Annotated in this window: 8 protein-coding genes; 7 read left to right on the top strand and 1 reads right to left on the bottom strand. The window is 65.7% G+C overall.

Annotated features, from left to right (window positions below):
- Positions 1 to 89: 89 nt before the first annotated feature.
- From QCE62_RS25895 to QCE62_RS25870, 6 genes are all read left to right on the top strand, one after another.
- Positions 90 to 3479: a molybdopterin-dependent oxidoreductase gene (locus QCE62_RS25895; protein ID WP_309924786.1), complete on the top strand. Its 3390-nt coding sequence runs from the start codon at positions 90 to 92 to the stop codon at positions 3477 to 3479.
- A 60-nt stretch (positions 3480 to 3539) separates the two neighbouring features.
- Positions 3540 to 4988 (top strand): TIGR00366 family protein, encoded by a 1449-nt coding sequence (locus tag QCE62_RS25890; RefSeq protein ID WP_309924778.1) that lies wholly within the window; start codon positions 3540 to 3542, stop codon positions 4986 to 4988.
- Between the two features lie 44 nt (positions 4989 to 5032).
- On the top strand, positions 5033 to 5980 hold the full coding sequence (locus QCE62_RS25885; protein ID WP_309924774.1) for an ornithine cyclodeaminase family protein: 948 nt from the start codon (positions 5033 to 5035) through the stop codon (positions 5978 to 5980).
- 304 nt (positions 5981 to 6284) lie between these two features.
- On the top strand, positions 6285 to 6590 hold the full coding sequence (locus QCE62_RS25880) for a DUF485 domain-containing protein (RefSeq protein WP_309924770.1): 306 nt from the start codon (positions 6285 to 6287) through the stop codon (positions 6588 to 6590).
- Between the two features lie 23 nt (positions 6591 to 6613).
- Positions 6614 to 8257 carry a cation acetate symporter gene (locus QCE62_RS25875; protein WP_309925308.1) on the top strand — a complete coding sequence of 548 codons (1644 nt, stop codon included), beginning with the start codon at positions 6614 to 6616 and terminating at the stop codon, positions 8255 to 8257.
- 108 nt (positions 8258 to 8365) lie between these two features.
- Positions 8366 to 9823, top strand: a complete 1458-nt coding sequence (locus tag QCE62_RS25870) for an NAD-dependent succinate-semialdehyde dehydrogenase (RefSeq protein ID WP_309924767.1) — start codon at positions 8366 to 8368, stop codon at positions 9821 to 9823.
- Positions 9824 to 9827: 4 nt separating this feature from the next.
- Here the strand turns inward: QCE62_RS25870 and QCE62_RS25865 are convergent, their stop codons facing one another.
- Complete coding sequence (locus QCE62_RS25865; RefSeq protein ID WP_309924761.1) at positions 9828 to 12563, bottom strand: MGH1-like glycoside hydrolase domain-containing protein; 2736 nt, start codon at positions 12561 to 12563, stop codon at positions 9828 to 9830.
- Between the two features lie 175 nt (positions 12564 to 12738).
- Between QCE62_RS25865 and QCE62_RS25860 the strand changes: the two genes are divergently transcribed.
- Positions 12739 to 13599 (top strand): NmrA family NAD(P)-binding protein, encoded by an 861-nt coding sequence (locus QCE62_RS25860; RefSeq protein WP_309924757.1) that lies wholly within the window; start codon positions 12739 to 12741, stop codon positions 13597 to 13599.
- Positions 13600 to 13605 lie beyond the last annotated feature (6 nt).

Below are 13605 nucleotides of genomic sequence, written 5' to 3'. Positions count from 1 at the left end.
CTAAAAATTCTATATCGCTGAATCGGAAATATGAATTCTTCATTGCATTTTGATTTCATAGCATCGCGACTATGAAATCCGGAGACGAGATGGAAGTTCAGGAAAAAAAGGGCTATTGCACGCTGTGCCGCTCGCGTTGCGGCACGGTCAACGTCGTGCGCGGCGGCATGCTCGCGGAAGTGCGCCCCGACCGCGATCACCCGACCGGCCACGCCATGTGCCTGAAGGGCAAGTCCGCGCCTGAACTCGTCCACAGCCCGCACCGCGTCCTGCATCCGATGCGCCGCACCGCGCCGAAGGGCGCCGCCGATCCGGGCTGGGTGCGCATCGGCTGGGACGAGGCGCTCGACGAGATCGCCACGAAACTCGACGCGCTGCGCCGCGAGCACGGCGCGGAAACCGTGGCGTTCGGCGTGACGACGCCGAGCGGCACGCCGATGAGCGACAGCATCGACTGGGTCGAGCGTTTCATCTGGTCGTACGGCAGCCCGAACATCTGCTACGCCACGGAGATCTGCAACTGGCACAAGGACGTGGCGCACATCTTCACGTTCGGCTGCGGAATGCCGACGGCGGATTACCGCAACTCGGAAGTCATCATGCTGTGGGGCACGAACCCGGCGAACACGTGGCTCGCGCAGGCGGACGCGATCGCGGCGGCGCGCCGCAACTGTGCGCGGCTGATCGTTGCCGATCCGCGTCCGACCGCGCTCGCCCGCGAAGCCGATGTCTGGCTGCGCGTGCGTCCCGGCACCGATGCGGCGCTGGCGCTGGGCATTGCGCGCGAGATGGTCGCGACGCAGGGCATCGACGAGCGTTTCGTGCGCGCGTGGACCAACGCGCCGCTGCTCGTGCGGCGCGATACCGGGCTGTTCCTGCGCGAACGCGATCTCGATCCGCACGCTCAGCAGAACCGCTATGTGATCTGGAACGGCACGCGCGGCCGTGCGGAGGCGCTGGGCGAAGAAGCCGCCACCTCGCCCGACGATTTCGCTTTGGCGGGACGGTATGTGGCGGCATCGGTCGAATGCGAACCGGCCTTTGCCTGCTATGTGCGCGCGCTCGATGCCTACACGCCGGAACATGTCGAAACGCTCACCGGCGTCGCGGTGGCGGACCTGAAGCGCGCCGCCGCACTGCTCGCGCCAGGCCGGCGGATTGCCTATCACGCGTGGTCGGGCGTCGGCCAGCAGGCCAACGCGACGCAGACCGAACGCGCGATCGCCACGCTCTACGCGCTCACCGGCGCCTTTGACAAGCGCGGCGCGAACCGCGAATTCGTCAAGCAGCCGGCCAATGCGGTGAGCACGTATGCGTTGCTGTCGCCGCATCAGCGCGAGAAGGCGCTGGGCCTGGCCGAACGCCCGCTCGGACCGCCCGCGCAAGGCTGGGTCACGGCGCGCGACATGTATCGCGCGATGATCGAGGGCGAGCCGTACAAGGTGCGCGCGCTGTTCGCGTTTGGCACCAATCCGCTGGTGTCGCAGCCCGACACCGCGCGGGCACACGCAGCACTGAGCGCGCTGGATTTCCATGTGCATTGTGATCTGTATGAAACGCCGTCGTCGCGCTACGCCGACATCTTCCTGCCGGTGAACACGCCGTGGGAACGCGAGGGCTTGCGCATCGGCTTCGAGATCGACGAGCGGGCGGTGGAACTCGTGCAATTGCGTCAGCGCATGGTGGCGCCGCGTGGCGAAAGCCGCGCCGATTACGACATCGTGTTCGAGCTTGCCAAGCGGCTCGGTATGCAGGACGCGTTCTTTGGCGGCAGCATCGAGGCGGGCTGGAATCACATGCTCGCGCCGCTCGGGCTCGACGTCGACACGCTGCGGGCGCATCCCGAAGGCATCCGCCCGCCGCTCGAACAGCGCGAGCAGCAGTACGCGAAGACCACCCCCGACGGCGTGCGCGGCTTCCGTACGGAAACGCTGAAGGTCGAGCTGTATTCGGAAAAGCTGCTGCGCCATGGCTATCCGCCCGTGCCGGTGCATGAGCCGCAGGCCGCTCCGGCTTGCGATGCCGCGTATCCGTACGTGCTGACCTCGACCAAGAACGGCTACTACTGTCACAGCCAGCATCGCGGCGTGACGCGCCTGCGCAAGCGCGCGCCGTATCCGGTGGTCGAGATGAGCCGCGCGCTGGCGCTGAAGAAGGGCGTCGAGTCGAACGACTGGGTCATCCTGCGCACGGCGCAGGGCAAGGCGCGCTTCGTCGCGCGTGTGGAGGAAGCGCTCGCGGACGACGTGCTGATCGCCGAATACGGCTGGTGGCAGGCCTGCGACGAACTCGGCATGCCGGGCTTTCCGGCGCTCGGCGAGATCAACAGCAACTTCAGCAATCTGGTGTCGTCGGCGCGGCACGATCCGCTGAGCGGCTCCATGCCGATGCGCGCGCTCGCCTGCGACATCGAACCCGATCCGTCATTCGACCGCACGCGGCGCGCGTGGCAAGGCTGGCGCGAATTCGTCGTGACGAATCTGCACGACGAAGCCGAAGGCGTGCGCACGGTCACGTTTACGTCGAAGGACGAAAGCACGCTGCCGGACTACCAGCCGGGCCAGCACGTGACGGTACACGTGCCGACGCTCGGCGCACGCGGCACGACGCGCGCCTATTCGCTCGTCGGCGCCGCCAGCGAACCGGCGCGGCGCACCTACACCATCTCGGTGCGGCAGCAGCCGCAAGGCGCGATGTCGGGGCACATTCACGAGGCGCTGGAGATCGGGCATCGCGTCGATCTGCGCGCGCCCGGCGGCACTTTCGTGCTGCCGCTGCGCTCGCGTCAGCCGGTGGTGATGTTCGCGGGCGGCATCGGCATTACGCCGTTCGTCTCGTATCTCGAATCGCTGGCGGCGCTCGAACCCGTCAGCCGGCGGCCCGAGGTGTGGCTCTTCTATGCGAACCGCCACGGCGCGGCGCATGCGTTCCGCGAGCGCATCGATGCGTTGCGCGCGGCGTGGCCCGGCCTGCATGTGTTCGACTGCTATGCGCATCCGCGCGAGGGCGTGGACATGGCGGGCCGCGACTACGACCGCGCGGGTTATCTCGACGCGTCAGCCGTGAGCGACGACCTGATCCGCCGCCGCGCGCGCTTCTACTTCTGCGGTCCAGAACCGATGATGACCGCGCTGACCGACGGCCTGATCGCGCGCGGCGTGCCCGCGTTCGACATCTTCAAGGAAGCGTTCCGCTCGCCGTCCGCGCCGCGCGTCGACGCGGCGCAGCGCTTCACTGTCGAGTTCACGCGCTCGCGCAAGGTCGCGCAATGGACGCCGGTGGACGGCAGCCTGCTGTCCTTCGCCGAGGGACTGGGCGTCGCGATGCCGAGCGGCTGCCGCGTCGGCCAGTGCGAAAGCTGCGCGGTGCGGATCGCGCGCGGTTCGACCGATCACCTGTCGGGCCATGCGCCCGACGAACCCGACATGTGCTTCGCGTGCCAGGCGATTCCGCTGTCGGACCTCGTCGTCGATGCATGACGGCGTCATCAACTGATTTTGCTTAAACACGCCAACGCGCGCACAGGGGAGAGGGAAAAAATGGAACAGGTCACACGGACAAAAGCGCTACGGCCCGAAGGGGGGCCGGGCAACCTGATGGAACGCATGGCGGCCAACGTCACGCGCTGGGCCGAAGCATGGTTCCCGGATGCCTATATCTTCGCCGCCGTCGCGGTGATCGTCGTCGCGATCGGCGCGCTCGCCGTCGGCGCGCCGGCGCAACGCGTGGGCATTGCGTTCGGTGACGGCTTCTGGAGCCTGATTCCGTTCACGATGCAAATGGCCATCGTTGCGATTTCCGGCTATGTGGTCGCGGTGTCGCCGCCGGCCTCGAAGATGATCGCGGCGCTCGCGCGCCTGCCGAAGACGGCGCGCGGCGCGGTGATGTTCGTCGCGTTCATCAGCATCGCGACCTCGCTGTTCAACTGGGCCATCAGCCTCGTGTTCAGCGGCCTGCTGGTGCGCGCGCTCGCGCGCCGCACCGACATGCGCATGGACTACCGCGCGGCGGGCGCGGCGGCGTATCTGGGCATGGGCGCGACCTGGGCGCTCGGCCTGAGTTCGGCGGCGGCGCAGTTGCAGGCCAATCCGGACAGTCTGCCGAAGACACTCCTCGCGATCACTGGCGTGATCCCGTTCTCGGAAACCATCTTCCTGCCGCAATCGATGCTGATGGTCGCGGTGCTGATGATCGCCTCGCTGCTGATCGCGGGCTTCTCGGCGCCGGTCGGCGAGCGTGCGCGCACGGCGGCGGACCTGGGCGTCTCGCTCGACGACATCGATCTCAAGATGGAGAAGCCCACGCGTCCCGGTGAGTGGCTCGAATACAGCCCTGTCGTGACCGTGCTGCTGGTGGCGCTCGGGCTCGTGTGGATCGGGCATGAGTTCACGACCAGGAACCCGCTGCTGGCGATCTCGAACCTCAACACGTACAACTTCGTGTTCATCCTGCTGGGCATGCTGCTCAACTGGCGGCCGCGCCGCTTCCTGAACGCGGTGGCGAAGTCGGTGCCCTCGACGGCCGGCGTGCTGATCCAGTTCCCGCTGTATGGCGGCATCGCGTTCATCCTGACCAAGGCGGCCGCGCCGGGCGGCTTGCCGCTCTCGGAGCATCTCGCGCATTTCTTCGTCGCGATTTCGTCGCAGGCGTCGTTCCCCGCCGTGATGGGCGTGTACTCGGCGGTGCTGGGCTTCTTCGTGCCGTCGGGCGGCGGCAAGTGGATCATCGAGGCGCCGTATGTGATCGAGGCCGCCAAGGCGCTGCAGGTGCATCTGGGCTGGTCGGTCACGGTCTATAACGCGGCCGAGGCGCTGCCGAATCTGATCAATCCGTTCTGGATGCTGCCGCTGCTCGGCGTGCTCGGACTGCGCGCGAAGGACGTGGTGGGCTTCACGTTCACGCAGCTGGTGATCCATACGCCGCTGGTGGTGTTCATGCTGTGGGTGCTCGCGCCGACGCTGACCTATCACGCGCCGGTCATGCCCTGAGTCTTTGAGTCTCTGTCCAGTTGAAACGACAAGCGAGTGATGTCATGAAAATGTTCGATGCCGCCACGACGGGCGGCGCACTGGAGTTCCCCGCGCTGATCGCGGCCTTGCGGGCGATGTTCGTCGAAGGCTGCACGGTGCCGCTGCGGCATAACCACCGAATCGAAACGGAGAGCGATGCGGGCACGGTGCTCATCATGCCCGCGTGGCAGGAAGGGCGTTATCTCGGCATCAAGACCGTGAACGTGTATCCCGGCAATGCGGCGCTTGGATTGCCGGGCCTGCATTCGACCTATGTGCTGTACGACGCGCGCACCGGCGCACCGCTCGCGCAGATGGACGGCAACGAGATCACGTCGCGCCGTACGGCTGCCGCTTCGGCGCTGGGCGCGAGCTTCCTGGCGCGCAAGAATGCGACGCGGATGACGCTGCTCGGCGCGGGACGTGTCGGCAGTCTGGTGCCGGAGGCTTACCGCTGCGTGCTGCCGATCAGCGAAGTCGATGTATGGGATGCGAATCCGGCGGCATCGGAGCGTCTGGTGGCGCGGCTTTCCGAACTGGGCTTCGGCGCGCGCGTGGTGCAGGACCTGCCCGCGAGCGTGGCATGCGCCGATGTCGTGACTTGCGCGACGCTTGCGACGCAGCCGGTCGTGCAAGGCGAATGGCTTGCGCCGGGTTCGCATCTGGATCTGATCGGCAGCTTCACGCCGGCCATGCGCGAAGCCGATGACGCGTGCTTCGCCGGCGCGCGCGTGTTCGTCGATACGGCTGAGGCGTTCCAGAAGTCCGGCGATCTGCTCGGGCCGCTCGAACGGGGTGTCGTCAGCGGCCCGGAACACTGGCCGACGCTCGAACGCCTGTGTCGCGGCGAAGCGCCGGGCCGCACCGGCGACACGCAGCGCACGCTGTTCAAGGCGGTGGGCACCGCGCTCGAAGATCTGGCCGCCGCTGCGCTGGTTTATGAACGCCGCGCAGAACCGCTGGCCGCCTGATACGCATTCTTCACGGCGCGGGCTACGGTCCGCGTCGTGCTCCCTCCTTCATGGCATGACGAAGCGCAACGCTTCGCGTAAACCCCGGCCGAATATTCCGCATGCCGTAAGAAACGGGTAAGCGGATCCTTTTACCTTAGTCTCCAGCGCAACTCACGCAGCACTCGCCTGAAAAGCATGCGCGTGCGCGGCCCTTGCCCTCCCTGAACCAGGGCTTTCCCGTTGCAACAGCCTCGATCGCATCGCCGCCCGTCCGCGCGCCGCGCAGGACGCAGGCGTTCGTGCGCGCGAACAGGAGACACAGATGGATTTGAAGGTTGTCGAGAGAATCAAAGCGAGCGCTGCATACGGCGAACTGGTGCGCAAGCGCTCGAGGCTCGGCTGGACGCTGACGGCGTTCGTGCTGATCGTGTACTACGGCTACGTGCTGCTGATCGCGTTCAACAAGGAGCTGCTGTCCGCGAAGTTGGGCGCGGGCGTGATGACCTGGGGCATGCCGATCGGCCTGTTCGTGATCGTCTTCACGGTCGTCATCACGGGCCTGTATGTGCGCCACGCCAACCGCACCTACGACGAACTCACTGACCAGATCAAGCGGGAGGCTGCATGACACCGTCACGACTTTCATCGTTGATGCTCGCGGGCCTGCTCCTCGCGACCTCCGCCGTTTCGTTCGCGGCCGGCGGCGATCTCGGCCAGGCCGTGAAGCAGCCGACCAACTGGACCGCGATCTGCATGTTCATCGCGTTCGTGATCGCGACGCTCTTCATCACCAGATGGGCCGCGAAGAAAACCCGCTCGGCCGCCGAGTTCTACACGGCCGGCGGCGGCATCACGGGCTTCCAGAATGGCCTTGCGATTGCCGGAGACTTCATGTCGGCGGCGTCGTTCCTGGGCATTTCGGCGGCGGTCTATTCGAATGGCTATGACGGCCTGATCTATTCGATCGGCTTCCTGGTCGGCTGGCCGATCATCACCTTCCTGATGGCCGAGCGGCTGCGCAACCTGGGCCGTTTCACCTTCGCCGACGTCGCCGCCTACCGCTTCAAACAGACGCCGATCCGCGCGTTCGCCGCATCGGGCACGCTCGTCGTCGTCGCGTTCTATCTGATTGCGCAGATGGTCGGCGCGGGACAGCTCATCAAGCTGCTGTTCGGGCTCGAATACTGGATTGCGGTGGTGATCGTCGGGGCGTTGATGATGGTCTACGTGCTGTTCGGCGGCATGACGGCGACCACCTGGGTGCAGATCATCAAGGCCTGCCTGCTGCTCGCGGGCGCTTCGTTCATGGCCTTCATGGTGTTGTGGCAGTTCCACTTCAGCCCGGAGGCGCTGTTCGCGAAAGCCGTGGACGTGCACGCAATGAAGGCGTCGATCATGGGTCCGGGCAACTTCATCAAGGACCCTGTCTCGGCGATCTCCTTCGGCATCGCGCTGATGTTCGGCACGGCGGGCCTGCCGCACATCCTGATGCGCTTCTTCACGGTGCCCAACGCCAAGGAAGCGCGCAAGTCCGTGTTCTGGGCGACGACGTGGATCGGCTATTTCTACATTCTCACGTTCATCATCGGCTTCGGCGCGATCGTGCTGGTGAGCACCAATCCGGTCTTCAAGGACGCAGGCGGCAAGCTCCTCGGCGGCACCAACATGGCGGCCGTGCATCTGGCGAGCGCCGTGGGCGGCAACGTGTTTCTCGGCTTCATCTCGGCGGTGGCGTTCGCGACCATCCTTGCCGTGGTGGCCGGGCTGACGCTCGCGGGCGCGTCGGCGGTGTCGCACGATCTGTACGCGACCGTCTTCAAGAAGGGCCAGGCGTCGAGCAAGAGCGAACTCAAGGTATCGCGCATGACGACCATCGTGCTCGGCATCGTCGCGGTCGTGCTGGGCATCGTGTTCGAGAAGCAGAACATTGCGTTCATGGTGTCGCTGGCATTCGCGGTGGCGGCGTCGGCCAATTTTCCGGTGCTGTTCCTCTCGGTGCTGTGGCGCGGCTGCACGACGCGCGGCGCGGCGCTGGGCGGCTTCATGGGGCTGTTGTCGGCGGTCGTGCTGACGGTGCTTTCCAAGGCCGTCTGGGTCGATGTCTTTCACTACGCCAGCGCGCCGTTTCCATATGCGTCGCCGGCGCTGTTCTCGATGGCCATCGGCTTTGCCGGCATCTGGCTGTTCTCGGTGACGGACAAGTCGGCACGCGCGCGCATCGACCAGGCAGGCTTCGACGCGCAGACCGTGCGCTCGGAAACCGGCATCGGTGCGGTGGAGGGCGCGTCTCACTGAGTTCCACGCGCCCGTATACCGGCCATCGCCGGATGCGGGCAGAAGCGCCCGGAAAATGCGTTAAGCTCGTGACGCTTGCACGAAGCGCTCAACGCATGGGAGCACACCATGGAACTACAGTGTCCAAGTCTGTTCGAGCAATCCGCCTACATCGCCGGCGCATGGGTAGACGAGACCGCGCTGCCGCGCGTGCCGGTCACCAATCCTTCGACGCGCACCGTCATCGGCTCGGTGCCGCAGGTGACGGAGGAACAGGTGGCGCATGCTGTCGAATGCGCGCAGGCGGCCTTGCAGGACTGGCGCAACTGGAGCAGCCGCGAGCGTGCATCGGTGCTGCGCGAGTGGGGCCGTCTGGTCGAACATCATCGCGACGACCTCGCCATCATCCTGTGCAGCGAGCAGGGCAAACCGCTGCACGAGGCGCGCGCCGAGATCACGCAGGCCGCCAATTATCTCGACTGGTTCGCCGAGGAAGCGCGCCGCATCTATGGCGACAACATTCCCGCACCGCGGCGCAATCAACGCATCCGCGTGCTGCATCAGCCGGTGGGTATCTGCGGCGCCATCACGTCGTGGACCTTTCCGGCATCGATGGTCGCGCGGCGCGTCGGCGCGGCGCTTGCGGCGGGCTGCACCGTCATTCTTCATCCCGATCCCCGCACGCCGTTTTCGGCGCTTGCACTGTGCGCGCTCGGCGAGAACGCCGGCTTGCCGCGCGGCGTGCTTTCCGTGCTGACCGGCGCAGCCGACCCGATCCGCAGCACGCTGCTCGCGCATCCCGACGTGCGCAAGGTGTCGTTCACCGGACCGATCGAAGCGGGCAAGCAGTTGATGTCGCAGTGTGCATTGACGGTCAAGAAGATGTCGCTGGAACTGGGCGCCAATTGCCCGTTCATCGTGTTCAGTGACGCCGATATCGATCTCGCCGTGAAGGGCGCGCTCGACGCGCGTTTCCGTCATACCGGCCAGGCCGCGATGTGCGCGAACCGTTTCTTCGTGCATGAGGACGTGTACGAGACTTTCGTGGCGAAGCTCGTGTCAAAGGTCGCGCTGCTGAAGGTGGGCGACGGGCTCGACGAAGGCGTGCAGATCGGTCCGCTCATCAGCGAGGAAGCGGTTGCGCGCATCGAGGCGTTGATCGGTGAAGCCGTGAGCATGGGCGCGACGGTCGCGGCGGGCGGCGTGCGCGTGCGTCCCGATTCGGGCTTCTTCAGGCCGACCGTGCTCACGGACGTCAGGCCCGACATGCGCGTGTGCGGCGACGAAGTGCTCGGACCGGTGGCAAGCGTGCTGCCGTTTCGCGACGAGGACGACGTCATCACGCTTGCCAACGACACGCGCACCGGCCTCGCGGCCTACTTCTACACGGCCGACATCAGCCGGGCATTCCGCGTGATGGAGGCGCTGGAATGCGGTGTGGTCGGCGTGAACGACAGCCTGGTGTTCAACGAGGTCGCGCCGTTCGGCGGCATCAAGGAATCGGGGATGGGACGCGAGGGCGCGTCATCGGGCATCGAGGAATATCTCGAAGCCAAGTATGTGTGCTTCGGCAATCTGGAACGTTGAAGGACTAGCGCGCCATCGCAGCCGTTGGATCTTCATGCAGACGCACCGACATGACCGGCGCCTCCGGCCGCGCATGCGCCAGCTTCATCAGACGCGGCTGCAACAGCAGCGCCACCAGCCCGCTCCAGCCCGTCTGATGCGATGCGCCGACGCCACGGCCCGTATCGCCATGGAAGTACTCGTGGAACAGCACGAGATCCTGTGAGCGCGGGTCCGCCTGAAGCTGCGGATAGGCGCTCATGACGGGCCGCTTGCCTTCGGCGTTCTTCAGGAACAGCGTGGTCACGCGCCGCGACAGGTTATCGGCGATCTCGCTCAGCGAACACGTGCGCCCGGGTTGCGCCGGGTCCTCGATGCGGAACGCGTCGCCGTAATAGCGGTGAAACTCGTATAGCGATTCGATCAGCAGATAGTTGACCGGTATCCAGATCGGACCGCGCCAGTTCGAATTGCCGCCGAACACGCGCGAATCCGATTCCGCCGGAAGATAGCGCACGCACAGATGCACGTTATCGCGATCGAACAAATACGGCTTGTCGCAATGCACGCGGCTTAGCGCGCGCACGCCGTAATCGGAAAGGAATTCCTCGGGATCGAGCGTGCGCCGCAGCAGCGCCTTCATCCGATGTCCGCGCAGCAGCGACAGCAGCGTCGTGTTGGCCTTGCCGGGTTCCATCCAGCGCGAGACCAGCCTGGCGAGATTCGGCCGGTGATCGAGAAACCAGGCAAGCCGTTCGCGCAGGCCGGGCAGTTCGCCATACACGCTTTCCTCCAGCACGTGCACCGCAAACAACGGAATCAAGCCGACGATGGAACGGATGCGCATCGGCACGCGCGTGCCGTCGGGCAGATGCAGCACGTCGTAGAAGAACTCGTCTTCTCCGTCCCACAAACCGGTGATGCAGCCGTCGCCGCAACTGACCGCCTCCGCGATATACAGGAAATGCTCGAAGAACTTGACGGCGATCTCCACGTACGCGTCGTTCTTCAACGCGAGTTCGAGGCCGATCTGCATCAGGTCGAGCGCATACGAGGCCATCCACGCGGTGCCGTCGGCCTGATCGATGCGTCCGCCGGTCGGCAGCGGCTGCGAGCGGTCGAAGATGCCGATGTTGTCCAGCCCGAGAAATCCGCCCTGGAATATGTTGCGGTCATCGGCGTCCTTGCGGTTCACCCACCACGCGAAGTTGAGCAACAGCTTGTGGAACATCACTTCGAGAAAGGCGTGATCGCCGATGCCGGTCATCTCGCGGTCGAGTTCGTACACGCGCCACGTGGCCCATGCATGCACCGGCGGATTGGCGTCGCCGAACGCCCATTCATACGCAGGCAATTGCCCGTTCGGATGCATGTAGCGTTCCTTCACGAGCAGCAGCAACTGCTTCTTCGCGAAGTCCGGGTCGATCATCGCGAACGCGACCGCATGAAACGCGAGGTCCCACGACGCGTACCACGGGTATTCCCACTTGTCCGGCATCGACACGACATCGCCGTTGCACATGTGGCGCCAGTCCGCATTGCGGCCGTGCCGGCGCTGCTTCGGCGGCTCGGGCTGGCCGAGATCGCCGTCGTGCCAGCGCGTGACGTCGAACTGGTAATACTGCTTCGTCCACAACATGCCAGCCAGCGCCTGACGTTGCACGAGGCGCGCATCGGCGTCGTCGATGTCGTGTTGCAGCGTCGCGTAGAACTCGTCGGCTTCCGCCTGACGGCGCGCGACCAGCGCATCCGTATCGAGCGGCGCGTCCTGCGCGGCGGGCCGCCAGCGCAGGGTCATCACCGCCCGCTGATGCGGGCCGAGTTCGAGACGCGCATGCGCGGCCGCGCGCGTGCCGTGGTCGCGGCGGATGGCGGTGGTATCGCCATCGACGAGATAGTCGTTGATGCCGTCCTTGAACGGTCCCTCGCCCTCGATGCCGAAGATGCGCCGAACGTTCGTCTCGTTCTCGCAGAAGAGCCATTCGAGCGGCACGTCGGCGGTGGCGCTCACGTGCAGGGTGCCGTGCGCCGGATGATGCGCGACTACATGTTCGTCCGTGCCCGCGTTGCCGTGCAGGGTCAGCGACGGCTTCCCGTGCCTCGTCGACCACGCCCAGCGATTGCGCGCCCAGAACTGGGGCAACACGTGCAGCGTGGCGGCCTCGTTCGCGCGGTTCTCGATGGTCACGCGCATGACGATGTCGTCGGCGGTGTGCTTCGCATATTCGACCCAGACGTCGAAGTAACGGTCGGCGTCGAACACGCCGGTGTCGAGCACTTCGTACTCGGGTTGATCGGCGCCGCGCCGCCGGTTTTCGTCGATCAGATCCTGATAGGGAAACGCGTCATGCGGATACTTGTAGAGCATCTTCATGTACGAATGCGTGGGGGTGCCGTCCACGTAGAAGTACAGCTCCTTCACGTCTTCGCCGTGATTGCCCTGTTCGTTCGTCAGACCGAAGAGCCGTTCCTTGAGGATCGGATCGCGACCGTTCCATAGCGCGAGCGAGATGCACCAGTCGAGCGGGTCGTTGCCGAAGCCCGCGATGCCGTCCTCGCCCCAGCGATACATGCGGCTGCGCGCATGGTCGTGCGGGAAAAAGTCCCACGCGGTGCCGTATTCGCTGTAGTCCTCGCGCACCGTGCCCCATTGACGCTCGCTCAGATAAGGGCCCCAGCGCCGCCATGACTCGCGGTCCGTGCCGTGCAGCCGTGAGCCTTCCGTCGTTTGCAGCAGATGGATTGCGCGTAGCGGCGGCATGGGACCTCCGGGGCGAGTGAAGCTCGATGATAAGCGCGTCCGGCATGTTCGGCGCGCTGGCGTGCCGGTTAATGCCGCCGCGTCATCAATCTCATAACTGCCACGCCATTTATTCATGGGTCCCCGTTCCTTAACATTCAACTCATCGATCTCAAACGAACCAGGGAGTCACACCATGTACGTCATCACAGGCATTACCGGACAAGTCGGCGGCGCGCTCGGACACGCCTTGTTGCAGCAGGGCAGGGCGGTGCGCGCGGTGGTGCGCGACGAACAGAAGGGCGCGGCGTGGGCGGCGCGCGGTTGCGAGATCGCGCTCGCCACGATGACCGACGCCGACGCGCTCGCCCGCGCGTTCGAGGGTGCCGAAGCGGTATTCCTGCTGCCGCCTTCGGAGTTCGATCCGGAACCGGGTTTTCCGGAAGCGCGTGAAGTGATCGATACGATCGTCGCTGCCGTGGCGCGTGCCCGGCCGGGACGGATCGTGTGTCTCTCGACCGTCGGCGCGCAGGCCACGCAGACCAATCTGCTGACCCAGCGCACATTGCTGGAAGAGGCGCTGCGGCAGCAGCCGGTTCCGGTCACGTTCCTGCGTCCGGCGTGGTTCATGGAGAACTGCGCGTGGGACGTGGCCTCGGCGCGTGACGAAGGCGTCGTGCGCTCGTTCCTGCAACCGGCCGAGCACGCCATCCCGATGGTCGCCACCGACGATATCGGGCGACTCGCCGCGCAACTCATGCAGGAGAAATGGCAAGGCGTGCGCGTGGTGGAACTGGAGGGTCCGGCGCGCGTGCGTCCCGTCGATATCGCCGCCGCGTTCTCGGAGGTGCTTGGCAAGCTGGTACGCGTGGAGATCGTGCTGCGCGACACGTGGGAAGCGCTGTTCACGAGTCAGGGCATGCGCCACCCGCTGCCGCGCATGCAGATGCTCGACGGCTTCAACGAAGGCTGGATCGACTTCGAAGGGCGTCGCGAGAATATCGTCAAGGGGACGACGCCGCTCGTCGAGGTGATTCGCAAGCTGAGCGCGGTCTGAGCGAGC

Origin of the sequence: Caballeronia sp. LZ033 (assembly GCF_031451265.1) — a bacterium.
In the GTDB taxonomy this organism is placed as follows: domain Bacteria; phylum Pseudomonadota; class Gammaproteobacteria; order Burkholderiales; family Burkholderiaceae; genus Caballeronia.
The sequence above is the reverse complement of the archived record's forward strand: the minus strand, read 5'-3'. Positions and strand labels throughout refer to the sequence as shown.

What these genes read in the sequence shown, in the direction of transcription:
- QCE62_RS25865 (WP_309924761.1), bottom strand. Translation starts at nt 12,563, where the DNA reads ATGCCGCCGCTACGCGCAATCCATCTGCTGCAAACGACGGAAGGCTCA.
- QCE62_RS25870 (WP_309924767.1), top strand. Translation starts at nt 8,366, where the DNA reads ATGGAACTACAGTGTCCAAGTCTGTTCGAGCAATCCGCCTACATCGCC.
- QCE62_RS25890 (WP_309924778.1), top strand. Translation starts at nt 3,540, where the DNA reads ATGGAACAGGTCACACGGACAAAAGCGCTACGGCCCGAAGGGGGGCCG.
- QCE62_RS25880 (WP_309924770.1), top strand. Translation starts at nt 6,285, where the DNA reads ATGGATTTGAAGGTTGTCGAGAGAATCAAAGCGAGCGCTGCATACGGC.
- QCE62_RS25885 (WP_309924774.1), top strand. Translation starts at nt 5,033, where the DNA reads ATGAAAATGTTCGATGCCGCCACGACGGGCGGCGCACTGGAGTTCCCC.
- QCE62_RS25860 (WP_309924757.1), top strand. Translation starts at nt 12,739, where the DNA reads ATGTACGTCATCACAGGCATTACCGGACAAGTCGGCGGCGCGCTCGGA.
- QCE62_RS25895 (WP_309924786.1), top strand. Translation starts at nt 90, where the DNA reads ATGGAAGTTCAGGAAAAAAAGGGCTATTGCACGCTGTGCCGCTCGCGT.
- QCE62_RS25875 (WP_309925308.1), top strand. Translation starts at nt 6,614, where the DNA reads ATGCTCGCGGGCCTGCTCCTCGCGACCTCCGCCGTTTCGTTCGCGGCC.